Annotated in this window: 15 protein-coding genes; 9 read left to right on the top strand and 6 right to left on the bottom strand. The window is 64.3% G+C overall.

Translation table 11 applies throughout. The annotated features are described in order from the left end of the window. The 7 genes from CAG25_RS21040 to CAG25_RS21010 all read left to right on the top strand — a co-directional run bounded on the left by CAG25_RS21040 (nucleotide 1) and on the right by CAG25_RS21010 (nucleotide 6,176). Nucleotides 1-1,065 (top strand): microcin C ABC transporter permease YejB, encoded by a 1,065-nt coding sequence (locus CAG25_RS21040; RefSeq protein ID WP_085612740.1) that lies wholly within the window; start codon nucleotides 1-3, stop codon nucleotides 1,063-1,065. Beyond that, a complete protein-coding gene (locus CAG25_RS21035) occupies nucleotides 1,065-2,087 on the top strand; it encodes an ABC transporter permease (protein WP_085612741.1) in 1,023 nt (340 codons plus the stop codon). The genes CAG25_RS21040 and CAG25_RS21035 overlap by 1 nt, the downstream gene beginning before the upstream one ends. Before the next feature lie 14 nt (nucleotides 2,088-2,101). Beyond that, nucleotides 2,102-3,715, top strand: coding sequence for an ABC transporter ATP-binding protein (locus CAG25_RS21030; protein WP_085612742.1), 1,614 nt, complete (start codon nucleotides 2,102-2,104; stop codon nucleotides 3,713-3,715). 118 nt (nucleotides 3,716-3,833) lie between these two features. Continuing rightward, on the top strand, nucleotides 3,834-4,355 hold the full coding sequence (locus tag CAG25_RS21025) for a DUF3455 domain-containing protein (RefSeq protein ID WP_085608292.1): 522 nt from the start codon (nucleotides 3,834-3,836) through the stop codon (nucleotides 4,353-4,355). A 42-nt stretch (nucleotides 4,356-4,397) separates the two neighbouring features. Continuing rightward, entirely contained in the window at nucleotides 4,398-4,931 is a 534-nt protein-coding gene (locus tag CAG25_RS21020) for a sigma-70 family RNA polymerase sigma factor (protein ID WP_178076492.1), read from the top strand. Then, entirely contained in the window at nucleotides 4,928-5,623 is a 696-nt protein-coding gene (locus CAG25_RS21015) for an anti-sigma factor domain-containing protein (protein WP_085612744.1), read from the top strand. The genes CAG25_RS21020 and CAG25_RS21015 overlap by 4 nt, the downstream gene beginning before the upstream one ends. 112 nt (nucleotides 5,624-5,735) lie before the next feature. Next, nucleotides 5,736-6,176, top strand: a complete 441-nt coding sequence (locus CAG25_RS21010) for a hypothetical protein (RefSeq protein WP_011335081.1) — start codon at nucleotides 5,736-5,738, stop codon at nucleotides 6,174-6,176. Between the two features lie 78 nt (nucleotides 6,177-6,254). Here CAG25_RS21010 and CAG25_RS21005 read toward each other — a convergent pair whose 3' ends face one another. After that, nucleotides 6,255-7,343: a DUF1615 domain-containing protein gene (locus CAG25_RS21005; RefSeq protein ID WP_085612745.1), complete on the bottom strand. Its 1,089-nt coding sequence runs from the start codon at nucleotides 7,341-7,343 to the stop codon at nucleotides 6,255-6,257. 187 nt (nucleotides 7,344-7,530) lie between these two features. Between CAG25_RS21005 and CAG25_RS21000 the strand changes: the two genes are divergently transcribed. Continuing rightward, nucleotides 7,531-9,066 (top strand): FAD-dependent oxidoreductase, encoded by a 1,536-nt coding sequence (locus CAG25_RS21000; protein WP_085612746.1) that lies wholly within the window; start codon nucleotides 7,531-7,533, stop codon nucleotides 9,064-9,066. A gap of 4 nt (nucleotides 9,067-9,070) precedes the next feature. Here CAG25_RS21000 and hemB read toward each other — a convergent pair whose 3' ends face one another. After that, nucleotides 9,071-10,045, bottom strand: coding sequence for a porphobilinogen synthase (hemB, locus tag CAG25_RS20995; protein ID WP_007958982.1), 975 nt, complete (start codon nucleotides 10,043-10,045; stop codon nucleotides 9,071-9,073). Between the two features lie 142 nt (nucleotides 10,046-10,187). Next, nucleotides 10,188-10,886: a glutathione S-transferase family protein gene (locus CAG25_RS20990; RefSeq protein WP_064597941.1), complete on the bottom strand. Its 699-nt coding sequence runs from the start codon at nucleotides 10,884-10,886 to the stop codon at nucleotides 10,188-10,190. Nucleotides 10,887-11,181: 295 nt separating this feature from the next. Here CAG25_RS20990 and CAG25_RS20985 point away from each other — a divergent pair, with 295 nt between their 5' ends. Then, nucleotides 11,182-11,856 carry a hypothetical protein gene (locus tag CAG25_RS20985; RefSeq protein WP_039770232.1) on the top strand — a complete coding sequence of 225 codons (675 nt, stop codon included), beginning with the start codon at nucleotides 11,182-11,184 and terminating at the stop codon, nucleotides 11,854-11,856. A gap of 27 nt (nucleotides 11,857-11,883) precedes the next feature. Here CAG25_RS20985 and mnmH read toward each other — a convergent pair whose 3' ends face one another. From mnmH to CAG25_RS20970, 3 genes are all read right to left on the bottom strand, one after another. Then, a complete protein-coding gene (mnmH, locus tag CAG25_RS20980; RefSeq protein WP_085612747.1) occupies nucleotides 11,884-12,987 on the bottom strand; it encodes a tRNA 2-selenouridine(34) synthase MnmH in 1,104 nt (367 codons plus the stop codon). Further along, nucleotides 12,987-14,021 (bottom strand): selenide, water dikinase SelD, encoded by a 1,035-nt coding sequence (gene selD / locus CAG25_RS20975; RefSeq protein WP_085612748.1) that lies wholly within the window; start codon nucleotides 14,019-14,021, stop codon nucleotides 12,987-12,989. The genes mnmH and selD overlap by 1 nt, the downstream gene beginning before the upstream one ends. 99 nt (nucleotides 14,022-14,120) lie before the next feature. Further along, nucleotides 14,121-24,644, bottom strand: a complete 10,524-nt coding sequence (locus CAG25_RS20970; protein ID WP_085612749.1) for an autotransporter-associated beta strand repeat-containing protein — start codon at nucleotides 24,642-24,644, stop codon at nucleotides 14,121-14,123. Nucleotides 24,645-24,749: the final 105 nt, after the last annotated feature.

Below are 24,749 nucleotides of genomic sequence, written 5' to 3'. Positions count from 1 at the left end.
ATGTGGCGTTATCTGAGTCGACGTCTGTTGCTGATCATCCCGACGCTGCTGTGCATTCTGGTGGTCAACTTCGTCATCGTGCAGGCCGCGCCCGGCGGCCCGGTGGAACAGGCCATCGCCCGCCTGCAAGGCTTCGGCGGGCACAGCATGGGCGGCGCCAGCGAGGTCACCGCGATCGGCGGTGCCGGGCGTAGCAGCCGTGGCCTGGACCCGGCGCTGATCGAAGAGATCAAGCACCACTACGGCTTCGATAAACCGATGCACGAACGCCTGTGGCTGATGCTGAAAAACTACGCGCAACTGGACCTGGGCAGCAGCTTCTTTCGCGGTGCGAAGGTGACCGATCTGATCGTGCAGAAGCTGCCGGTGTCGCTGTCCCTCGGCCTGTGGGCGACCTTGATCACCTACCTGATTTCGATCCCGCTGGGCATTCGCAAGGCGATCAAAAACGGCAGCGCATTCGATGTCTGGAGCAGCACGGCGATCATCGTCGGTTACGCGATGCCAGCGTTTCTGTTCGCGATCCTGTTGATCGTGGTGTTCGCCGGGGGCAGCTACGTCAACTGGTTTCCGGTACAGGGGCTGGTCTCGGACAACTTCGACAGCCTGAGCCTGTGGGGCAAGGTCGGCGACTACTTCTGGCACCTGGTGTTGCCGGTGACGGCGCTGGTGATCGGCGGTTTTGCCACGCTGACGATCCTGACCAAAAACAGCTTCCTCAACGAGATCAGCCGCCAGTACGTGATCACCGCGCGCGCCAAGGGCCTGACCGAAAGGCGCGTGCTCTACGGCCATGTGTTTCGCAACGCGATGCTGCTGGTGGTGGCCGGTGTGCCGTCAGCATTGATCGAGGTGTTTTTCGCCGGCTCGCTGCTGATCGAAACCATCTTCAACCTCGACGGCCTCGGGCGCATGAGCTACGAAGCGGCGGTGTCTCGGGACTACCCGGTGGTGTTCGGCACGCTGTTTCTGTTCACCCTGTTCGGCCTGTTGATCAAGCTGATCGGCGACCTCTGCTACACCCTGCTCGACCCGCGCATCGACTTCTCGGCGAGGACTGCCTGATGTTCACACTCTCCCCTCTGGGCCGGCGGCGCATCGCCCAATTCAAGGCCAACCGTCGCGGGCGTTGGTCGCTGTGGCTGTTCATCGGACTGTGCCTGATCTGCCTCGGCGGCGAACTGATCGCCAACGACAAACCGCTGGTGATCCGCTATCACCACGCCTTCTACTTCCCGATCCTCAGCGATTATCTGGAAACCGATTTCGGCGGCGAACTGCCGTTCCAGCCGGATTACGCCAGCCAGTACGTGCACAAACTGATCGAGGATCAGGGTGGCTGGATGCTGTTCCCGCCGATCCCGTTCAGCTACGACACGGTCAATTACGACCTCACCGAACCGGCGCCGAGCCCGCCGTCCTCGAGCAACTGGCTGGGCACCGACGATCAGGCCCGGGACGTGTTGGCGCGAGTGATTTTCGGCACGCGGATTTCGATCCTGTTTGCGCTGATTCTCACGGCCGTCAGTGCGCTGATCGGCATCGTCGCCGGGGCGTTGCAGGGTTATTACGGCGGCTGGGTCGACTTGCTCGGGCAACGGGTGCTGGAGATCTGGTCGGGATTGCCGGTGCTGTACCTGCTGATCATTCTGTCGGGGTTCGTCTCGCCGAGTTTCTGGTGGCTGCTGGGGATCATGGCGCTGTTTTCCTGGCTGGCACTGGTGGACGTGGTACGCGCCGAGTTCCTGCGCGGACGCAGCCTGGAATACGTCAAGGCCGCGCGGGCCCTGGGCCTGACGGACAGCGAGCTGATGCGCCGGCACATTCTGCCCAACGCCATGACCTCCACCCTGACCTACCTGCCGTTCATTCTGACCGGTGCCATCGCCACCCTCACCGCGCTGGATTTTCTCGGCTTCGGCATGCCCGCCGGCACGGCGTCGCTGGGGGAACTGATCGGCCAGGCCAAGCGCAATCTGCAAGCGCCGTGGCTGGGGCTGACGGCGTTTTTTGCCCTGGCGCTGATTCTGTCCCTGCTGGTGTTTACCGGCGAAGCCTGCCGTGACGCGTTCGATCCGCGATCCTGATCCCCGGAGCTGAAATGACCGACAACCTGATTGAAATCCGCGACCTGCGCGTCGCCTTCGCCGGGCACGAAGTGGTGCACGGCGTGAACCTCGACATCCGCCGTGGCGAGTGCCTGGCACTGGTCGGCGAATCCGGCTCGGGCAAGTCGGTGACGGCCCACTCGATCCTGCGTTTGCTGCCGGCCAAGACCGTCAGCAGCACGGGCAGCATCCGTTACAACGGCGTGGACTTGCTACACGCCAGCGAACAGCAGCTGCGCGGCTTGCGCGGCAACCGCATCGCGATGATTTTCCAGGAGCCGATGACCTCGTTGAACCCGCTGCACACGGTGGAAAAACAGATCAGTGAAGTGCTGGAAATCCACAAGGGACTCAAGGGCCGCGCCGCGCGCCAGCGCACGCTGGAGCTGCTGGAACTGGTCGGCATTCGCCAGCCGTTGCAGCGTTTGAAGGCCTATCCGCACCAGCTATCGGGCGGCCAGCGGCAACGGGTGATGATCGCCATGGCGCTGGCCAACGAGCCGCAATTGCTGATCGCTGACGAACCGACCACCGCGCTGGACGTGACCGTGCAGCAGAAGATTCTCGAGCTGCTGATCGAGTTGCAGCAACGCCTCGGCATGTCGCTGCTGCTGATCACTCACGACCTCAATCTGGTGCGGCGCATCGCCCAACGGGTGTGCGTGATGCGCCACGGGGAAATCGTCGAACAGGCCGATTGCGAAACGCTTTTCCGCGCCCCGCAGCATCCTTACAGCCGCCTGCTGATCGAGGCAGAACCGTCGGGCGCGCCGGTGCCGAGCCGCTACGATCACAACTTGCTGGAAGTGGACGATCTGAAAGTCTGGTTCCCGCTGCCCAGGGCGCTGTTCAGTCGCACTCAGGAGTACATCAAGGCCGTGGACGGCGTGAGTTTCCGACTGCAACGGGGCAAGACCCTGGGGATTGTCGGCGAGTCCGGTTCGGGCAAGTCGACGCTGGGCCAGGCGATTCTGCGACTGGTGGAATCCGAGGGCGATATTCGCTTCGGCAACAAGCATTTGAGCCTGCTCAATCAGCGCTTGATGCGCCCGTTGCGCCGGCAGATTCAGGTGGTGTTCCAGGACCCGTTCGGCAGCCTCAGCCCTCGAATGTCGGTACAGCAGATCATCGCCGAAGGCCTGTTGACCCACGGTATCGGCACGCCCGAAGAACGTGAGGCAGCGGTGATCCGCGTGCTGGAGGAAGTCGGCCTCGACCCGCAGAGCCGCCATCGCTATCCCCACGAATTTTCCGGCGGCCAGCGCCAGCGCATTTCCATCGCCCGGGCACTGGTGCTGGAACCGGCGCTGATTCTGCTCGACGAACCGACCTCGGCGCTGGACCGCACGGTGCAGAAACAGGTGGTGGAGTTGTTGCGGCAGTTGCAGATCCGCCATGGCTTGACGTACCTGTTCATCAGCCATGACCTGGCGGTGGTGCATGCGCTGGCGCACGACTTGATGGTGATCAAGGACGGCAAGGTGGTCGAACAGGGAGCCTCGCGCCAGATTTTTGCGGCGCCGCAGCATGCCTATACCCAGGAACTGCTGAAAGCCTCCGGCCTGGCATTGGCAAAAACCGGGAAAGAGCTGGTTACAACAATCTGACTTTCAGTGCTCTCAGATTTATTTTCCGGCCACTGCATCCAAATGCCTCCGTCACGGGTAGTCCCTGTAACAGCCCTCTTTCGGCTGTCAGCGGTTTACCCTTTTCGGAGAAACACTGATGAACATCACCCAACTGATCGGCCTCACCGGTTTGCTCGCCGTCGCCTCGACAAGCTTTGCCCAAAGCAGTTATCCCGACGCGATCAAGGTGCCGGACGGCCACAAGATCGCGATGGAAACCACCGGGGTCGGCGAGATCACCTACGAATGCCGGGACAAGGCCAATGCCGCCGGCCAGACCGAGTGGGTGTTCGTCGGCCCGAAAGCGGTGCTCAACGATCGCAGCGGCAAACAGGTCGGCACCTACTTCGGCCCGCCCGCCACCTGGCAGGCGCAGGACGGTTCGAAAGTCACCGGCACGCAACTGGCCGTAGCCCCCTCGAGCCCGGGCAACCTGCCCTATCAACTGGTCAAGGCCAACCCCGCAGAGGGCAAAGGCGCGATGAGCGGCGTGAGCTACATCCAGCGCGTCGCGCTCAAGGGCGGCGTGGCGCCGGGCAGCGAATGCACGGCAGCGAACAAGGGCAAACAGGAAGTGGTGAAGTACCAGGCCGACTACATTTTCTGGGCGGCGAACTGAGCCTGACTGGACGTTTGGTCGATGCTTGCTAGATTGCAGGACATGCCCTTGCCCGAAACCGCGTTCGATTATGAAGCCCGCCTCGCCGCCTGTGCCCGCGGCGAGCGCGGGGCCCTGCGCGAATTGTATGTGCAGGAAAGCCCGCGGCTGCTGGGTGTCGCCCGGCGTCTGGTGCGTGACACGGCACTGGCCGAAGACATCGTTCACGATGCGTTCCTGAAGATCTGGGCCGGCGCGGCGGGTTTCGATCCGGCGCGCGGTTCGGCCCGGGGCTGGATGTTCAGCGTGACCCGGCATCTGGCGCTGAATGTGCTGCGCAATCACCATCAGGAAACGCCGCTGAACGACAGCAACGAATTTCCGGCGATTGATGACGGGTTCGAGGCGCTGGCGCAATCGACCCGCATCCATCGCTGCCTGCATCAACTGGAACCGCAACGCCGCCGCTGCATCCTTCACGCCTACGTCGACGGTTACAGCCACGCGCAGATCGCCCAGCGCCTCGACACCCCGCTGGGCACCGTCAAAGCCTGGATCAAACGCAGCCTCAATGCGTTGCGGGAGTGCATGGGATGACCACCGAATCGGCGCAGGACCGCGATGAACTGGCCAGCGAATACGTGCTCGGCACCCTCTCGGCCGAAGCGCGCGCCGAAGTGCAACGACGCTTGCCCAACGAGCCCGAGCTGCAAGCGGCCGTGGATGCCTGGGAGCGACGTCTGCTGGAACTGACCGACCTCGCCCCGGCGCATCAACCTTCTTCGCAGCTGTGGCAACGCATCGAGCGCAGTGTCGGGCAACTCACCCACAAGAGGGCGCCAGAGATTTCCTGGTGGAACCGCCTGTCACTGTGGCGCGGCTTGAGCGCTGCGGGGCTGGCCGCGACCTTGTTGCTGGGCTCGATCCTGTTGACCCAGACCACGCCGAAACCGAGCTTTCTGGTGGTGCTGGTCGCCCCGCAGGACAAGGCGCCGGGCTGGGTGATCCAGGCCAGCAATCCACGGGAGATTCAGTTGATTCCGCTGGGCGTGGTCGAAGTGCCGGCTGACAAGGCGCTGGAGTTCTGGACCAAGGCCGACGGCTGGCAGGGGCCGGTGTCGCTGGGGCTGGTCAAACCGGGCCAGGCGCTATCGATCCCGCTGGACAAACTGCCGCCGCTGCAACCCAACCAGTTGTTCGAGCTGACGCTGGAAGGCGCCAACGGTTCGCCGATCGGCAAACCTACCGGGCCGATCCAGGCGATTGGCCGCGCGGTGAAGGTGCTGTGACAAACCATCATCGGCGTCGATGTTCACCATCACGTCAATGAAGTTCTCTTAAAAAATCCCGGGCGTAACATCCGCTCCATACCAAACAAACAACACCCCCGGAGCAAAAATCATGAAACGCCAAGTCATCCTCAGCATTGCCCTTTCGGTTCTGGCCTTCAACGCATTTGCCGCCAAACCGGCCCACACCATGATCGCCGAAGGCGGTTCGGATCGTCTGATTGAACGCCGCGTTGCCGAAGGTGGCTCGGATCGTCTGATCGAACGCCGTGTTGCCGAAGGTGGTTCGGATCGTCTGATTGAACGTCGCGTTGCCGAAGGTGGTTCGGATCGTCTGATTGAACGCCGCGTCGCTGAAGGTGGTTCGGATCGTCTGATCGAACGTCGCGTTGCCGAAGGTGGCTCGGATCGTCTGATCGAACGCCGTGTTGCTGAAGGTGGTTCGGATCGACTGATCGAACGCCGCGTTGCCGAAGGTGGTTCGGATCGTCTGATTGAACGTCGCGTTGCTGAAGGTGGTTCGGATCGTCTGATTGAACGTCGCGTTGCCTGAATGAATGGCTTGACCGCAACAACCCAGAAAAAACCCGGCTCCCGTCAGCCGGGTTTTTTTATACCTTTTTGATCGTCCTCAGCCCTTGGCCATGCAGCGCCGATAACGCTCGTCGACCCGTTTGGCAAACCACGCCGTGGTCAGTTTGCGGGTGATCTTCGGGCTCTGCAGCACGATGCCCGGCAACACCGCACGGGGCAATGTCTTGCCTTCCGCACGCTCCGCCAGTTCGAAGACCCGTTGATACAGTTTGGTCTCCTCGAAGGCCAGGCTATCGCCCTTCTCCAGTTGATCGCGGATCACCGGATTGCGCATACCCAGGGATTTGCCGAGGGTGCGCACCGCCAGTTCAGTGCTGCCCGGCATGATCGCACCCGGGCGGATCAGGTCGCCATCCAGCGCCAGCGGAATGCCCGACGCCCGGCTGACCGCGTTCTGAAACGCTGCGTTGCGACTGGCGTACCAGCCGGCGTTGAAGTCGGCGAAGCGGTACAGCGGCTCGCGGTAACTCACCGGATACCCCAGCAGATGGGCAATGCCGAAGTACATGCCGCCCCGACGGCTGAACACCTCGCGACGAATGGTGCCGTCCACCGGGTACGGGTAGTCCTTGGCGTGCTGCTCGGCGAATTCGATGCTGACCTGCATCGGCCCGCCGGTGTGCACCGGGTTGAAACCGCTGAACAGCGTGCGGCCCATCGGCACCGAGCCGATGAAATCATCGAAAATCGCGCTCAATTCCTTTTCGCTGCGGGCGGCGCTCAGGCGTTCGCTGTAGGTCTTGCCGTTGGGCGAGCGCACCTGCAAGGCACCGCTGACCAACAGGCTCGGGATATGCACCTTGGCGGCGCGGCGATCGATTTCGTCACGGGCAATCTTGCCCAAGCCAGGCACCGGCGGATCGACCTGGAAAGTGGATTCCTGCTCGGCGACGGCCAGCACCGAACACAGATTCTGCGTAGTCGGGCTGATGCCCTGGGCGGCGAACGCGGCGTAGATGTCAGTGGCCCAGCCCTGACGGTCGGCGGTTTTTGCCGGCAGCAGGCGCACGATCTGCGCCTTGACCTCGGCGGGCGGGCGCGGCGCCGGTTCTTCGCTGCGTTGACCGGCGCAACCGGCCAGCACCAGCAGCGCGGCGAGGCTGACGAATAATCGAGGGGTGTGCATACGCTTCATCCAGTCCGTTGAGCCGGGTTAACCCTACGCTCAATCGCAGGGTGCAGGATAGGACTGCGGGCCGGCGGCGCTGTTCCATCGTCCCGTTTGGCAGGCCGACTGGCCGCCCTCGCCGTCTGATCCATACTTGCTGCTGCAGTGGCAAGTCTCGGATCAGGACACGCGAGGAGGACAGACCATGAACCGCAGTGATGTTCTGATCATCGGCGCGGGCCCCACCGGGCTGGTGCTGGCCCTGTGGCTGAGCAAACTGGGCGTGCGCGTACGCATCATCGACAGGACCTCCGCCCCCGGCACCACCTCGCGGGCGCTGGCGGTGCAGGCGCGCACCCTTGAGCTGTACCGGCAACTGGATCTGGCCGATACGGTGGTGCGCAACGGTCATCGGGTGGCCGCGGCGAATTTCTGGGTCAAGGGCAAACCGGTGGCGCAGCTGCCGCTGAACCGGATCGGCGAAGGCCTGACGCCCTATGCCTTTCTGGAAATGTACCCGCAGGACGAACACGAGCGGCTGTTGATCGACCGACTCGAAGACTACGACGTGACCGTCGAGCGCAACACGACGCTGGAGAGCTTCACGGAAAACGGTGACGGCCTCACCGCGCACTTGCGCCTGCCGGATGGCGAGCAGGAAATCTGCCAGGCCTGCTATCTGGCCGGGTGCGACGGCGCTCGTTCAATCGTGCGCAAGACCCTCGACACCGGTTTTCCCGGCGGCACCTATCAGCAGATTTTCTATGTCGCCGATGTGCGGGCCAGCGGTCCGGCGCTCAATGGCGAGTTGCATCTGGATCTGGATGAAGCGGATTTTCTGGCGGTGTTCCCGCTGGCCGGCGAAGGCCGCGCGCGGTTGATTGGCACGGTGCGCGACGAGCGTGCGGATCGCGCCGAAACCCTCGAGTTTTCCGACGTCAGCAATCGCGCCATCGAACATTTGAACGTGCACGTCGAGGACGTCAACTGGTTCTCCACCTACCGCGTGCATCACCGGGTGGCTGATCACTTTCGCAAGGGCCGGGCGTTTCTGCTCGGCGATGCGGCGCACGTGCACAGCCCGGCCGGCGGTCAGGGCATGAACACCGGCATCGGCGATGCGATCAACCTGGCGTGGAAACTCGCGGCAGTGCTCGGCGGCGCAGCCACGCCCGGGCTGCTCGACAGCTACGAAACCGAACGCATCGCCTTCGCCCGGCGACTGGTGTCGACCACCGACAAGGTCTTCAGCTTCGTCACCGCCGAAGGCCGCATGGCCGACCTGTTGCGCACACGGCTGGCGCCGTTCCTGATTCCGAAAATGGCCTCATTCGAGAGCAGCCGCGAATTCCTGTTTCGCACCGTCTCGCAAATCACCGTCAACTATCGGGGCATGGCGTTGAGCGAAGGCGTGGCCGGGCACGTCCACGGCGGCGACCGCTTGCCGTGGGCCCATGATGGCGAGGGGGACAATTACGAGCCGTTGCGCCAGCCGTGCTGGCAGGTGCATGTGTACGGCGACACCAGCGACGAGATGATCGCCTGGTGCAATGAACATCACTTGCCGCTGCACGTGTTCGACTGGCGTCCGGCGTTTGAAACGGCGGGCCTGGGGCGCAACGGCTTTTACCTGCTACGCCCCGATACCTACGTGGCGATTGCCGACAACAGCGCGGATCCGAAGGTGATAGAGCGGTATTTCCGTGACCACGGGATCCGGCCGTTTTTCAATTGCCCCTGAAAGGTCAGATCCCGGCCAGTGCCAGGTCCATCGCAAAGTAGGTGAAGATCAGATCCGCACCCGCGCGCTTGATCGCGCCGAGGCTTTCGCGCACCACGCGATCTTCGTCGATGGCCCCGGCCTGGGCGCCGAACTTGATCATCGCGTACTCGCCGCTGACCTGATACGCCGCCAGCGGCAGGGTCGAGGCTTCGCGGATGTCGCGGATGATGTCCAGGTACGCGCCGGCCGGTTTGACCATCAGCGCATCGGCGCCTTCCTGCTCGTCGAGCAACGATTCGCGCAGGGCTTCGCGGCGGTTCATCGGGTTCATCTGATAGCTTTTGCGATCGCCCTTCAGCGCGCTCCCACCGGCCTCGCGGAACGGGCCGTAGAGCGCCGAGGCGAATTTGGTCGAGTAGGCCATGATCGGAATCTGCGTGAAGCCGGCATCGTCCAGCGCCCGGCGAATCGCCCGCACCTGGCCGTCCATCGCTGCCGACGGCGCGATCACGTCGGCACCGGCACGGGCTGCCGCCACCGCTTGTTTGCCGAGGTTGATCAGGGTCTGGTCGTTGTCGACTTCATGGTTGTGCATCACGCCGCAGTGGCCGTGGTCGGTGTACTCGCAGAAGCAGGTGTCGGACATCACGATCATTTCCGGCACGGCGTCCTTGGCGATCCGCGACATGCGCGACACCAGGCCGTTTTCGCGCCAGGTGTCGCTGCCGTTGGCGTCCAGGTGATGGGACACGCCGAAGGTCATCACCGACTTGATTCCGGCCCGAGCGTAACGCTCGATTTCGCCGGCCAGTTTGCGCTCGGGAATGCGCATCACGCCGGGCATGCTCTTGATCGGCACAAAATCGTCGATCTCTTCTTCGACGAAGATCGGCAGCACCAGATCGTTGAGGGAAAACTCGGTTTCCTGGAACAGGCTGCGCAGGCTCGCATTGCGGCGCAGACGGCGTGGACGTGCTTCGGGGAACTGACTGGACATGGGGCCTTTCCTGAAAACAGCGGATGAGACGAAAGTCGTAGGGGGCGAAGCTTATGCCTTGCGGGGATCGGGGTACAAACCTGGATCAATCAACAGTGCGTTACCGGGCACGCAACAATCTGCGCACCCGGTTCCCGCCGGGTCAGGAAGGAATGGTCAGCCCGCGCACAACCGCCGGCCGCGCGAGGAAGCGCTCCAGCACCCGGGTGACGTTCGGGAAGTTGTCGATGCCGACCAGATCGCCCGCCTCGTAGAAGCCGATCAGGTTGCGCACCCACGGAAACGTGGCGATGTCGGCGATGGTGTAGCGCTCGCCCATGATCCAGTCGCGCCCTTCCAGGCGGGTGTTCAGGACGCTGAGCAGGCGGCGGCTTTCTTCGACGTAGCGGTCACGGGGACGCTTGTCTTCGTAGTCCTTGCCGGCGAATTTGTTGAAGAAACCGAGCTGGCCGAACATCGGCCCGATCCCGCCCATCTGGAACATCAGCCACTGGAGAGTTTCGTAGCGCAGCGCGCCTTCCTGGGCCAGCAACTGGCCGCTTTTGTCGGCGAGGTAGATCAGGATCGCGCCGGACTCGAACAACGGCAGCGGTTTGTCCTCTGGACCGTGGGGGTCGATGATCGCCGGAATCTTGTTGTTCGGGTTCAGCGACAGGAACTCCGCAGACATCTGGTCATTGGTGTCGAAGCCCACGCGGTGCGGCTCGTAGGGCAGGCCGATCTCTTCAAGCATGATCGAGACCTTGACGCCGTTGGGGGTCGGCAGGGAATAGAGCTGAATCCAGTCAGGGTACTGCGCCGGCCATTTCTGGGTGATCGGGAACGCGGACAGATCAGTCATGTGTAGCATCCAGTCACAAAATGAAAGGCCTGAGCATAATCCACGATCAGCGCTCTGGCTCGGGTTCTTTACACCCTCGCCCGCCGGCTTACTTAAATCCGCAACATCCTGTGGTTAACCTTCCCTCCAACCGCACAGCCTCAACGGTAAAGTGCGGCGCACTCAAGCGGATCGAACCAAACGGGCCTCAGGGGGCTCCAAGCAAGCCAGTGATGACAGGGAAAACAGCCGGCGCACAGGCACCGGTGCAGAGGTTTGTCAGCCTTAACCGAACAGACTGAAGACTCCTTATCCCATGACGAACTTGATGAAAGTCGCCAACCGCTTCAAGCATCGCGCGTATGTGGCCCTGCCCACCCTGCTGGCAGTCAGCGCGCTGTTCCTGTCGCTGGAATCCAGCGAAAGCCGTGCGCAACCGGTGGACGGCACCCAGACCCTGGTGTTCCTGCGCCATGCGGAGAAACCGGCCGGTGGTCTCGGCCAGCTCAACTGCCAGGGCCTGAACCGGGCCATCGACCTGTCGACCCTGCTGCCGGAAAAATTCGGCAAGGCCGACTACGTGTTCGCCGCCAATCCGACGCGCAACGTCGAGGAAGGCGAACTGGACAACTCCTACAGCTACATCCGCCCGCTGATGACCATCAGCCCCGCCGCGATCAAACTCGGCCTGCCGGTGAACATCGAGTTCTCGGCCAACGACACCAGTGACCTGGCCCGGGAGCTGATCGACGACAAGTACCACAACTCGACCATCTACACCGCGTGGTCCCATGGCTACCTGCCGGAGCTGATCAACAAGGTGGCGGACAAGGCGGTCGGCGGGAAGCAGAAGATCACAGAGGATTGGGAATCCAGCGATTACGACTCGCTGTATGTGCTGACCCTGACCTGGCACAACGGCAAGGCCAGCCTGCAGAGCCACAGCTACAAACAGGGACTGGATAACGGCCAGGAAAGCTGTCCGACCTGAGTTTGTCCGGGGCCCGCTCGGGTCCCGTCAGGCCTTGGGTTTGACCCGCTCACGCAGGTACTCGATAACGGCCTGCCGCTCCCCCGCAAACTCGATCCGCCCGCCCTTCTTCTCGCGCTGAAACACATACATCGGGTCGTAATACTCACGCAGCAAACCTTCGATCCACGCGCGGTGCAACTCCACCGCCCCGCTGCGGCCCTGCTCCGCCAGCGCCTCTTCCATCAACCCCCGCATCCGTCGATGCCGCTCGCCGCCCAAGCGCTTGTGCACGTTGTCGAGGCTTTCCAGCAAGCGCTCGGAAAACCGCGCGAAACCCTCGTCGCCATGCACAGCCTGAAACTCGGCAGACAAATCCACCACGTAATCGCGCAGGATTCGCTCGACGCGCTGCTCGAAACGATCTTCCAGCCAGACCATCGAGTATTGCTGCATGCCCTGATACAGCGGCAAGGGCAGCGCGCAGCTCCCCACAACCCGGCTCTCATCCTCCAGCACAAATTGATCGATGCCGGCGGCACGCTTTTTCAGGAAGTCGATGGCCAGCCGGTTCTCGAAATCGATGTTCGACGGCTGACCGGTGGCGCGTTTGCCGAAACTCGAGCCCCGGTGATTGGCATGGCCTTCCAGATCCACACTGTTGCGCAGTTGCACCAGCACTTCGGTCTTGCCGGTGCCGGTCATGCCGCCCAGCAGTACGAAATCACAGTCGGCCAAGGTTGATTCGAGGGTGTCGATCAGAAAACCCCGCAGCGCCTTGTAGCCACCGCCGATACGCGGGTAGTCGATGCCGGCTTCCGACTTCAGCCACTGCTGGACGATTTGCGAACGCAGGCCGCCACGAAAGCAATACAGATAACCCTCGGGATGCGTCCGGGCAAACTCCGCCCAGGCCTGGAGACGCCCGGCCTTCACCGCGCCGGAGACCAGTTGATGGCCCAGTTCGATGGCGGCCTGCTGACCGTGATGTTTGTAGCAAGTGCCGACCCGCTGCCGCTCGATGTCGTTCATCAGCGGCAGATTGACCGCCCCGGGAAACGCGCCCTTGTGAAATTCGACCGGCGCGCGGGCGTCCATCAGCGGGCGGTCGTTGAGGAAGATGTCGCGGTAGTCGGTGAAGTCGGCGGCCATCAATTCACCTCGACCGCGTGGCTCTGTCGCGCGATCAATTCACCGATCGGCTCAAGCGCAAGGCCGAGTTCGGCAGCGACGGCGAGAAATTCGGCATTGCCTTCGGGGGTCACGGCCACCAGCAACCCGCCGCTGGTCTGCGGGTCGCACAGCACGCGCTTGTGCAATTCCTGCACCCGCCCGACGCGGCTCGAATAACTGTCGAAATTACGTAGAGTGCCGCCGGGCACGCAGCCCTGTTCGAGGTAGTACTCAATGCTCGAAAGCCGCGGCACCCGGTCATAAAAAACCCGTGCCGTCAGGTGACTGCCGTCGGCCATTTCCACCAGATGCCCGAGCAGCCCGAACCCGGTGACGTCAGTCATGGCGGTGACCCCGGCCAGTTTGCCGAAACGGCTGCCGGGCTTGTTCAGCGTACACATCCAGTCCCGTGCCACGCCGATGTCGTCGGGGCGCAGCTTGCCCTTCTTCTCGGCGGTGGTGAGGATGCCGATGCCCAACGGTTTGGTCAGGTACAGCAGGCAACCGGCGGTGGCGGTGTCGTTGCGTTTCATGAAGCGCTTTTCCACCAGCCCGGTGACAGCCAGACCGAAGATCGGCTCCGGCGCATCGATCGAATGCCCGCCGGCCAGCGGAATCCCCGCCGCATCGCACACCGCACGGCCACCGCGAATCACCTCCCGCGCGACTTCCGGCGCCAGCACGTTGACCGGCCAGCCGAGGATCGCAATCGCCATCAACGGATCGCCGCCCATGGCGTAGATGTCGCTGATGGCATTGGTGGCGGCGATGCGGCCGAAGCCGAACGGGTCGTCGACGATCGGCATGAAGAAATCCGTAGTCGAGACCACCCCGCGCTCGGCATCGATTTCATACACCGCCGCATCATCGCGCGACGCGTTGCCGACCCACAGTTTCGGATCGAGGTTCTGCGCCCCGCTGCCGGCCAGAATCACCTCCAGCACCTTGGGCGAAATCTTGCAGCCACAACCGGCGCCGTGGCTGTATTGGGTCAGACGGATGGGCTCGGTCATGGGGCAGTCTCCGGGAGGCGGTGGGAGGGATTTTAGCAGAGGGGTCGGCGGGCAAAAAAAAGCCGCCCTTGCGGGCGGCTGAAGTGCTTCGCTCCTGAATCAGAATCCGAGGCTGAAGCTGATGGTCATCGCATGGTCGTTGCTCTCGTTCGACAGCTGCCCCGAATAGCCGATGCCGAGTTTACCGGTCGGGCTGATCTGGAAGTCCACGCCCGCTTCGACCACCGCACTGTCCTTGGCAATCGGCACGCCCTGGGTGTTGAACGAGGCGCCGCCGTCGATGAAGGTCAGGTCGGCGTCAGGCTTGGTATCACCGAAGGCATGCCGCCAGCCGAGGGCCGCGCGCGGAGTGAATTGCCCGCCGTTGGCCAGGGTGATGACCTTGCCAGCGCGCACGCCCAGGGTCGAGAAGGTGATGTCCTGATCGGACTCGGCGCGCAGGCGCCCCACCCCGCCTTTCTCCTTGGCCTTGTCGCTGTCGTAGTTGACGTAGGCCAGACCGGCGAACGGTTCCAGGGCAATCCCGGCCGCTTCGATGGCATAGCCGACTTCACCGAACACCTGGGCGCTGCGGGCGTCGTAATTGGCTTTCAACCGATCGTTGTAGGCGCCGACGCTGACGTCGCGTTTGGTCTCGATGTCGTGCCAGCTGTACGCCGCACCAAGGCGCACCGCCAGGGCATCGAATTGCGAGTTGAGGTACGCCGCCAGGTGGTAGCTCTCGACCGTGGCATCCGAGCGACGATCATGGGCATCCAGATCGCTGCGGGTGTAGCCGGCGGCCATGCCGACGCGCCATTGGTCGTCGAGCTGCTTGTCGGTGCCGAGCATGAAGCCGCTCAGGTTGCGATCCAGCTTCGCACTGTTGCTGTTGCCATCCGACTCGCCCCAGGCGCCGAGTGCGCGGGCCCAGCCGACCATTTCGCCGTGGCAACCGTTGCTGCTCAGCTGGTTGTCGCTCGGGGCCAGGGCGCGGCGTGGATCGTCCGGCGCACTGCACGATGGCTGGCGCATACGGTCGTTGACCGCGTCCCGCACGTAGCGCGAATCCTCGAGGATCGCGCTGGCGGTGCTGGCATGGATTTCCCCCGACAGGCTGTCGAAGGCGTTACGTGCGCCCGCCACGCTGAGGTTGATGATTTCGGCCTGCAACGCGCTGCCCGCCGCGCCGTTACGCATCAACGCCGAAGCGGTGTTGCGCTGGTTGCGGGTGGCGGCGACGTCGACGAACGAGTTGCCGTTGCGGCTGACCACCAGGTTCACCGCGTTCGGGTCATACACCAGCGCCGTGTCGAGGAACGCATATTGCGGCAGGTCGGCGGCGCTGAAGGTGCCGGTCACTCCGCCACCGGCGGTGATCAGCGAGTACACGGTATTGCCGGTGAACGGTGCCAGGCTGTTGACCTGCAGACCGCCGCCCAGGGTCGCGGTACCACCGACCGCCAGCGGTGTGGCGGTCGGCGAGCTGACGGTCAGGGCCAGCACACCGTCGGCGGCGTTGCTCAGGTTGCCGGCGACACTCAAGGTGCCAGCCTCGGCACCGGATTGCACCACGCCATGGTTGACCAACGAACCGACGCTGCCGTTACCGCTCAACCCGGCGCCGTTGGCCACGGTGACCTGCCCGCCGAGCGAAGCCCGAGCCGAGCGGCTGCCGACCTGCAACACGCCTTGATCGACAGCCACCGTGCCACTGAACGGCTGATTACCGGTCAACAGCAGGGTTCCGGCCCCCCGCTTGGCCAATGCGCCGGTACCACTGAGCACACCGTTGAACTGACCATTGACGTTCTGCTGGAACACCAGCAATGCGTTGTTGAGGATGTTGCCCTGCAGGCTGGTGCTATTACCGATCAGCGTACCGCCGCTGACCGTCGTCCCGCCGCTGTAGGTGTTGGCGCCGCTGAGGATCAGGGTGCCGGAATCCAGCTTCTCGATGCCGCCACTGCCCACCAGCGGTACGGAGATTTCCGCACTGCCACCGGCATTCACCCGTACCGGCGCAAGGCTGCCGCCCGGGCCGTTGACCGGGGTCAGCGTACCGCCAGCGCCTGGAACCAGGCTGTAGCCGCTGGAGAGGAACTGCAACCCGGTGAAGTTCTGATTGCCTTGCACGGTGACCGTCCCGCTCTGCCCGCCGAACACGGCGAACTGACCGTTCGACGCCAGCGCCTGAGTACCGCTCGGATCGGTCCAGTTGGTGCCCGGCCCCCACACGCCGCTGCCGCCACCGATGCTGCCGTCCGGGTTGGTGGTGCCGCCGTTCCAGAACTGCACTTCACCCGGAGTGTTCTGCACCAGCAGGTTGACCTGATTGGCCAGCGCGGTCTGCAGGGTCAGGTTGGCCGCCGACACCGGCAGGCTGCCGTAGACCAGACCATTGTTGGTCAGGCTGCCGCCGTAGCTGAACAGTTGATAGACCCCGGTGCCGAAGCCGCCGGCGTTGCTGATGTTCAGCGTGCCGTCGAGGGTCAGGTTGCCGGCAACGTTGACCACCGTTGTAGAGCTGGCGGCCGAGCCGAGGCTGAAGTCCAGGTTGGTGCCTGAAGACAATGCCAGCGAACCCACCGACAACGGCGTTGCAGTGCCGCCGCCGGTCAGCGTCGCACCGTTGGCCAGTTGCACGGCGCCGGCGAACACGCCGCTGCCGCCGACCTTCGCCCCGCTGGCCACGTTGACGCTGGCACTGTTGAGCACACCGTTGACGTTCAGCGAACCGCCCTGCACGGCGGTGTTGCCGGTGAAGGTGTTGTTGCCGGTCAGCAGCAAGGCGCCGGTGCCGGTTTTGTTGAGTGTGCCGGCGCCGGTCAGGTTGCCGGTGTAGCTGCCGTCGCTGTTCTGCTCGAAGGTCAGCGTCGCGTTGTTGGCGATAGCGCCTTGCAGGCTGCTGGTGTCACCACGAGTGCTGCCGCCGTTCAGCGTGGTGCCGCCACTGTAGGTGTTGGCACCGCTGAGGACGAGGTCGCCACTGCCGTTTTTCACCAGGCTGCCACTGCCGGTGATCGCCCCGATCAGCGTGGTGTTCTGGTTGCCGGCCAGGGTCAGTTGCGCCCCCAGGTTGATGGCGTTGGCCAGTTGCAGTGCGCTGGTGCTGTCGAGGGTGCCGTTGCCCAGCACGCTGAGGGCGCCGCTGCTGAGGGCGCTGTTGTTGCCCAGGATCAGCGAACCACCAGACAGTTGAGTGCCACCGCTGTAAGTGTTGCTGCCGTTGAGGGTCAGGCTCGACGCGCCGGTCTTGATCAGACTGCCGCTGCCGCTGACCACACCGTCGAGGGTCAACGCGTTGGAGCCGGCGACGGTGAGTCCGCCATTGAGCACCACATCGTTGGCCAGGCTGACCGCCGTGTTGCTGTCCAGCGCCGTGCCGTTGGCGGCGGTCAACACACCGGTGCCGAGGGCCGCGTTGTTGCCGACCACAATCTTGCCGCCATTGAGTGCAGTGCCGCCGGTGTAGCCATTGGCTGCGTTGAGCACCAGGGTGCCGGTGTCGTATTTGCCCAGTGTGCCGGCGCCATTGAGCGCCACGCCCACGGTGGCGGTGACGTTCGGATCGACCCGCACGGTGGCATTGCCCAGCGATCCGTTGACCAGATTCAGCGACCCGGCCGTGCCGTTCTGCAGGCTGTAGCCATCGGTGACGAATTGCATGCCCGTGATGGTTTGCGCACCGTTGACGGTGACGGTGCCCGCCGTGCCCTGGAACACCGCGAAGTTGTTGGTCCAGGCCTGATTGGTGGTGCCGTTGACGTCGGTCCAGTTGGTGGTGCCGGTACCCCAGGTGCCGCTGCCGCCATCCACCGAACCATTGGCGACCAGTTGGTTGCCGTCCCAGAACTGCACGGTAACGCCCGGTGCGGTAACCAGCAGGTTGATCTGGTTGGCCAGTGCGGTTTGCAGGGTCAGGTCGCCCGGGGTGACGCTGCCCGGCACAGTGCCGATCAGCATGCCGTTGTCGGTCAGGCCGCCGGTGTAGTTGATCAAGCGGTACACGCCGCTGCCGAATCCACCGATGTCGCTGACGTTGAGGGTGCCGTCCAGGGTCAGGTTGCCGCCGACGTTGACCAGCGGGTTGCCGCCACCGGAGACCGGTGTGCCGAGGCCGACATCGAAGTTGGAATTGGCGTTGAACACCAGCGAATTCACCGAAAGCGTGCTGCCGGTGGCGCCGGCCAGATGACCGCCATCCGCCACGGTCACGGCTCCGCCGAGCGAGCCGCCGCCGGTCAGGGTGGCGCCGCTGTTGACCAGCACACTGGCGCTGTCCAGCGAGCCGCTGACGTTCAAGGTGCCGGCGTTGACCGTGGTGTTGCCGGTCAGGCTGTTGAGGCCGGTCAGGGTCAGCGTGCCGGTGCCGAGTTTGCTCAGTTCGCCGGTGCCGGTGAGCACACCGCCGAAAATGCTGCTGGCGTTGTTGCCGCCGATGCTCAGCGTGTTACCGCCGCCGATCAGTGCGGTGCCGCTGCCGGTCAGGCTGGCGAGGCTGCCCGAACCGCCGAGGTTCAGCGTCGCGGCATTGCCGAGATTGACTCCGGCGTTGCTGCCCAGTGCCGAGTTGCCCAGGGTGGTCAGGCTGCCGGACTGCACGTCGAAGGTGCCGCTGAAGGTGTTGTTGCCGGACAGCGTCAGGTCGGCCAGACCGTTCTTGGTCAGGGTGCCCGCCCCGGCGATCACGCCGCCAAGCGTCAGGTTGTTGTTGCCGGCCACGCTGAGGTTGGCATTGACGTTGAGGTTGTTGGCCAGCACCACCGGCGCCGTGGTGTCGAGGGTCGACGCGCCCGCCACGGTCACCGCGCCGGAACCCAGGCTCGCCGCGGTGCCGAGGGTCACAGTGCCGGCGTTCAGGGTGGTGCCGCCGCTGTAGGTGTTGATGCCGTTGAGGGTCAGGTTGGAGGCGCCGTTCTTGATCAAACCGCCAGTGCCGCTGACCACGCCGCTGAGGGCCACGTCGCTGTTGCCGGTGTTGGTCAGGTTGGCGTTGAGCACCACGTTGTTGCCCAGCGACACCGAAGTGTTGCTGTCCAGCGCCGAAGCACCGGCCACCGTCAGGTTGCCCAGACCGAGGGCGCCGTTGCTGCCGGCGGTCAGGGTGCCGGCGTTGAGGGTGACGCCGCCGAGGAAGTTGTTGGCCCCGCTCAGGATCAGGTTGGCCGCGCCATTCTTGGTCAGGCTGCCGGCGCCGTTGATCGCACCGCTGAGTGTCAGATCGTTGCTGCCGACGATGCCGAGGTTGCCCGCCAGGTTGATCGCGTTACCCGCCGTGACAGCACTGCTGGCATCCAGGGTAGTGCCGTTCGCCGCGTTCAGAGTGGCCGAACCCAGCGCGCTGTTCGATGCCAGAACCAGTCCGCCCGCGTTCAATGCCACCGGGCCGAGGAAGGCGTTGTTGCCGCCAAGGGTCAGGTTGGCCGAGCCGTTCTTGATCAGCCCGCCGGTGCCGTTGATCACACCGTTGAGGGCCAGCGCATTGCTGCCAACGATCGTCAGGTTACCGTTGAGCGTGGCCGCGTTGGCCAGGGTCACGGCGGTGTTGCTGTCCAGTTGCGTGCCGGCATTGGCGATCAACGCACCGCTGCCCAGCGCGGTGTTGCTGCCGACCACGATTTTGCCGCCATCGAGTTGCGTGCCGCCGGTGTAGCTGTTGGCGCCATTGAGCACCAGGGTGCCGCTGTCGAGCTTATTGAGAATGCCGCTGCCGTTGATGTTCACGCCGACTGTGGCGGTCACGCCCGGATCAACGCGCATCGCCGTGGTGCCGCCGGCGCCGTTGACGGCGGTCAGCAGTCCCGAGGTACCGTTGACCACGTTGTAGCCATCGGTGAGGAACTGCATGCCGGTGAACAGTTGCGTGCCGTTGACCGATACCGTACCGGCCGTGCCCTGAAATACCGCGAAGTCGCCGGCCCAGGTCTGATTGACCAGACCATTGGCGTCGGTCCAGTTGGTGCCGGCGCCGTTCCAGGTACCGCTGCCGCCATCGACAGTGCCGTTGGCGATGGTCTGGCTGCCATCCCAGTAACGAATGTCCGAATTCGGCGCCGAGACCTGAATGTTGATCTGATTGGCGACCCCGGTCTGCACCACCAGATCGCCCAGCCCATAACCGACCGGCACGCTGGCAACGTCCAGGCCCAGATTGGTCAGGGCACCGGTGTAGTTGAACAGACGATACACACCGACGCCGAAACCACCGGCATCGGTGACGTTGAGATTACCGTCGAGAGTGAGGTTGCCGCCGACGTTCATCAGCGACGTGGTCGATGGCGTCCCCAGCGCCGCATCGACATTGCTGCCGGCCGCGAGCGTCAACGAGCCGGCCGACAGTGTATTACCCGACGACAGGGCCAGGTGACCGCCGCTGTTGATGGTCATCGCGCCGAGTGCCGAACCGTTACCGGTGAGGGTGCCGCCGGTATTGACGTTGACCTGGGCACTGGCCAGCGAACCGCTGAGGTTCAGGGTGCCGCCGTTGACGGCGGTGTTGCCGACGATGCCGTTGATCCCGGTCAGGTTCAGGGTACCGGTGCCGACCTTGGTCAGACCGCCGTTGCCGCTGAGATCACCGTCGAAGGTGCTGGTGCTGCTCACCCCGCCCACGGTGAGGGTATTGCCGCCACCGATCTGCACGCTGCCGCTGCCGCTCAGGCCGTCGAGGCTGGCGCTGCTGCCGAGGTTGAGGCTGGCGCCAGCGCTGATGTTGGCGCCGGAGGTGTTGCCCAGCGCCCCGCTGCTCAGGGTGGTGACGCTGCCGGCGGCAATGTTCAGCGCGCCGGTGAAGGTGTTGGTGCCGCTGAGGGCCAGGTCGTCCAGACCGGTTTTGGTCAGGCTGCCGGCGCCGTCGATCACGCCGCTGAGGGTCAGGCCGTTGTTGCCGGCCACCGTCAACCCGGCATCGAGGGTGATGTTGTTGCCGAGGGTGAAAGCGCTGCTGTTGTCCAGCGTCGCGGCGCCACCGACGGTGAGCGTGCCGCTGCCCAATGCGCCGGGCGCGCCGACGGTCAGGGTGCCGGCGTTGAGGGTGGTGCCGCCGCTGAAGGTGTTGGTGCCGTTGACGGTCAGGTTGGCCGCCCCGTCTTTCACCAGTTGGCCGGTGCCGCTGAGCACGCCGCCGAGGGTCAGGTTCTGCGTGCCGCCGACGCTCAGCGCCGCATTCAGCACGACCGCGTTGGCCAGGCTGACCAGCGGCGAACTGCTGTCGAGGGTGGCCGCACCGCCCACCGTCAAGGCGCCGGTGCCGAGCGCCGAGCTGTTGCCGACGGTCAGAGTGCCGGCGTTCAGGGTGGTGCCACCGGCGTAGGTGTTGGTGCCGTTGAGGTTCAGATTGGCGGCACCGTCTTTCACCAGGCTACCGGCGCCGGCGACGGTTCCGGTGAGGGTCAGATCCGCGCTGCCGCCCACATTGAGCGCCCCGGCGAGGTTGACCTGGTTGCCCAGAGTGACGGCGGTATTGGTATCCAGCGTGGTGCCGGCCGCTGCGTTCAGTGCACCGCTGCCCAGCGCGGTGTTGCTGCCGACGATCAGTTTGCCGACATTCAGCGCGGTGTTGCCGAAGTAGGTGTTGGCGCCGTTGAGGATCAGATCGGCCGGGCCACTTTTGATCAGGCCGCCGACACCTGAGACCACGCCCGCGAGCGTCAGCGCATTGCTGCCACCGATGGTCACGTTGCCGCCGAGGTTCACGTTATTGGCCAGGCTCGCCGCCGTGCTGGCATCCAGTGTGGTGCCGTTGGCGGCGTTGAGGATGCCGGTGCCGAGGGCGGTGTTGGAGCCGACGACCAACGTCCCGGCGTTCAGCGAAGTAGCGCCGGTGTAGGTGTTGTTGCCGGTCAGGGTCAGGCTCGAAGCACCGGTCTTGATCAGGTTGCTGCCGCCGCTGATCACACCGCCGAGGGTCAGCGGGTTGGCGCCGCCGGTGGTGAGGTTGGCGTTCAGCGCAATGGCGTTGGTCAGCGTCACGTTGGCGCTGCTGTTGAGCGTGCCGCCCGCCCCGCCCACGGTCAGCGTGCCGGTGCCGAGCGCCGCGCCGTTGCCGACGGTCAGGCTGCCGGCGTTGAGCGCGGTGCCGCCGGTGAAGGTGTTGGCGCCGTTGAGGGTCAGGTTGGCCGTGCCGTTCTTGATCAACTGGCTGGCGCCGCTGATCACCCCGCCAAGGGTCAGTGCATTGCTGCCGCCGATCCCCAGATTGTTGTTGAGAATCACGTTGTTGTTCAGCGTCACCGCGGTATTGCTGTCGAGGGTCGCCGCGCCGCCGACGGTGATATTGCCACTGCCCAGCGCAGCGTTGGCACCCGCTGTGATGGTGCCCGCGTTCAACGCAACAGCACCGAGGAACGTATTGGTGCCGTTGAGAATCAGGTTCGCCGCGCCGTTCTTGGTCAGCCCGCCGCTGCCGCTGACCACGCCGCCGAGGGTCAGGTTGGCGCTGCCACCAATGTTCAGGTTACCTCCGAGTGCGACCGCGTTGCTCAGCGCCACGGCGGTGCTGGCATCGAGGGTGGTGCCCGCCGCCGTGGTCAGCGCGCCGGTGCCCAGCGCGGTGTTGGAGCCGACGATCAGCGTCCCGGCATTCAGTGCCGTGCCGCCGGAGAAGGTGTTGTTGCCGCTGAGGGTCAGGTTCGCGGTGCCGTTCTTGATCAGGTTGCCGGCGCCGCTGATGACCCCGCTCAAGCCCAGCGCCTGAGTACCGCCGATGGTCAGATCCGCCGCCAGCGCCACCGCGTTGGCCAGGGTCACGGCGGTGGTCGCATCCAGCGTAGTGCCGGCCGCCGCGTTCAACGCACCCGTGCCGAGGGCGGTGTTGCTGCCGACGAGCAAGCTGCCGCCATTGAGCGCGGTGGTGCCGCTGTTGGTGTTGTTGCCGGTCAGGGTCAGGCTGGCGCTGCCGCTTTTGGTGATCGCGCCGGTGCCGGAGACGATGCCGGCCAGGGTCAGGGCATTGCTGCCAAGCACGTTTAACGCACCGGTGATGCCGACGTTATTGGCCAGGGTCACGTTGCCGGTGCTGTCGAGGCTGGTGCCGTTGCTGGTGTTGAGCACCCCGGTGCCCAGGGCGTTGTTGTTGCCGACGCGCAAGGTGCCGGCGCTGAGGCTGGTGTTCCCGGTGTAGGTGTTGATGCCGTTGAGGGTCAGGCTGCCGCTGCCGGTCTTGGTCAGGTTGCTGGCACCGCTGATCACCCCGCCCAGGGTCAGCGCTCCGGTGCCGGTTGCGGTCAGGGTGCTGTTGAGCGTGATCGCGTTGGCCAGCGAAATCGGCGTCGTTGCCGAGATGCTCGAAGCGCCGCCAACGGTGATGCCGCCGGTGCTGAATGCCGAGTTATTACCCACTAGCACTGTGCCGCCGTTGAGCACAGTGTTGCCGGTGTAAGTGTTGATGCCGTTGAGGTTGAGCTGACCGCTGCCGATCTTGGTCAGACCGCCAGTACCGGAAATCACGCCGTTGAGGGTCGTGCCGTTGATGCCCTGCAGGGTCAGGCCACCGGCGCCCAGACTGATCTGGTTGGCCAGCGACAAACCGGCATTGCTGGCCTGAAGAATCCCGCCGTTGGACGTCAGCACACCGCTGCCGAACGCGGCGTTGTCGTTGAACTGCGCGACACCGCCATTGAGTGTGGTCGCCCCGCTGACCAACGGCCCCTGCAAGGTCCAGGTGCCGCTGTTGAGGGTCAGGTTGTTGAAGTTGACGTAGGTCGCGCTGGACGCGGTGCCGGTCCCGGTGACGCCACCACCGACGCCGATCGGGTTTTGCAGGATCAGCGTGTTGGTGCCCCCCGCGCCGCCATCGATGGTGCCGGTCGGGGCGAAGGTCAGGTTGATGCCGACCAGGCCACCGAGGCCGACGGACACTTGCACACCGTCACCGACGTTAACGCTGGAACCGGTGATCGCGTAGAAGGTGTTGGTGCTGCCCGCGCCCATCGACACACCGCCGGTGATGTTACCGGCGTTGGTGAAGATGTTGCCTGCTGCCGACGTCTCGAACGCGATCCGGCCGTTGATCGTGCCGCTGGCACTGTTGGTCATGTTGACTTGCGAACCGCCATACACCCCGACCACCGGGGTATCGGCCAGGGTGATGCCGCCGACCGAGAGCCCGGTGGACGTAATGGTGCCGTCGTTGGTGATACTGGTGGTGCCCCCCGCCGCGTTGTTAACGCCGATGGCCAGGCCGTCGATGCTGGTCAGATTGAGGCCGAGCAACATCCCGGTGCCGCGCATGATTCCGCTGGCATTGTTGACCACGCTGACCGTACTGGTCGCGCCGGTGCCGATGAATGCACCGCCACTGAGGACCGAAACCAGACCCAGCAATGCCGGGTCGAGGGTGCCGGAGTTGTTCAGGTTGATGTTGACCCCGGTCAGGCTGAGCACCTTGCCGCCGAGGGTGGCGTTCATCTGCGCGCCGGAGTTGACGTTGACCGTCAGACCGTTGGTAGCACTGCTGAAATTGTTCAGAAACAGCGGCAGGCTCGGCACACCGGTACAGGTGACCGTCGAACCGGCCGTGGAACACGTGGCCAACGCTGGAGTGCTCATCCCGCCGAACAGAAAGCCGGCGACACTCAGATGCACGGCGAGGGAAAGTGGGGAAAAACGCGAAACGAGGGCGACACCAAACCTTGCTTCCACGGGCTACTCCTTTCGTGGCCGATTTCGTCCTTGAAGGCGTGTAACAGCTGCAAGATCCAACACGCGTATCAAGCGTATGACGGTCATCAGATAAACCGTCCTATT

Origin of the sequence: Pseudomonas sp. B16(2017), assembly GCF_002113205.1 — a bacterium.
GTDB lineage: Bacteria > Pseudomonadota > Gammaproteobacteria > Pseudomonadales > Pseudomonadaceae > Aquipseudomonas > Aquipseudomonas pharyngis.
Note: the sequence above shows the minus strand (reverse complement) of the source record. Positions and strands in the feature narration are given on the sequence as shown.

What these genes read in the sequence shown, in the direction of transcription:
- CAG25_RS21000 (WP_085612746.1), top strand. Translation starts at nt 7,531, where the DNA reads ATGAACCGCAGTGATGTTCTGATCATCGGCGCGGGCCCCACCGGGCTG.
- hemB (WP_007958982.1), bottom strand. Translation starts at nt 10,045, where the DNA reads ATGTCCAGTCAGTTCCCCGAAGCACGTCCACGCCGTCTGCGCCGCAAT.
- mnmH (WP_085612747.1), bottom strand. Translation starts at nt 12,987, where the DNA reads ATGGCCGCCGACTTCACCGACTACCGCGACATCTTCCTCAACGACCGC.
- CAG25_RS20985 (WP_039770232.1), top strand. Translation starts at nt 11,182, where the DNA reads ATGACGAACTTGATGAAAGTCGCCAACCGCTTCAAGCATCGCGCGTAT.
- CAG25_RS21030 (WP_085612742.1), top strand. Translation starts at nt 2,102, where the DNA reads ATGACCGACAACCTGATTGAAATCCGCGACCTGCGCGTCGCCTTCGCC.
- CAG25_RS21020 (WP_178076492.1), top strand. Translation starts at nt 4,398, where the DNA reads ATGCCCTTGCCCGAAACCGCGTTCGATTATGAAGCCCGCCTCGCCGCC.
- CAG25_RS21025 (WP_085608292.1), top strand. Translation starts at nt 3,834, where the DNA reads ATGAACATCACCCAACTGATCGGCCTCACCGGTTTGCTCGCCGTCGCC.
- CAG25_RS21035 (WP_085612741.1), top strand. Translation starts at nt 1,065, where the DNA reads ATGTTCACACTCTCCCCTCTGGGCCGGCGGCGCATCGCCCAATTCAAG.
- CAG25_RS20990 (WP_064597941.1), bottom strand. Translation starts at nt 10,886, where the DNA reads ATGACTGATCTGTCCGCGTTCCCGATCACCCAGAAATGGCCGGCGCAG.
- CAG25_RS21015 (WP_085612744.1), top strand. Translation starts at nt 4,928, where the DNA reads ATGACCACCGAATCGGCGCAGGACCGCGATGAACTGGCCAGCGAATAC.
- selD (WP_085612748.1), bottom strand. Translation starts at nt 14,021, where the DNA reads ATGACCGAGCCCATCCGTCTGACCCAATACAGCCACGGCGCCGGTTGT.
- CAG25_RS21005 (WP_085612745.1), bottom strand. Translation starts at nt 7,343, where the DNA reads ATGCACACCCCTCGATTATTCGTCAGCCTCGCCGCGCTGCTGGTGCTG.
- CAG25_RS21010 (WP_011335081.1), top strand. Translation starts at nt 5,736, where the DNA reads ATGAAACGCCAAGTCATCCTCAGCATTGCCCTTTCGGTTCTGGCCTTC.
- CAG25_RS21040 (WP_085612740.1), top strand. Translation starts at nt 1, where the DNA reads ATGTGGCGTTATCTGAGTCGACGTCTGTTGCTGATCATCCCGACGCTG.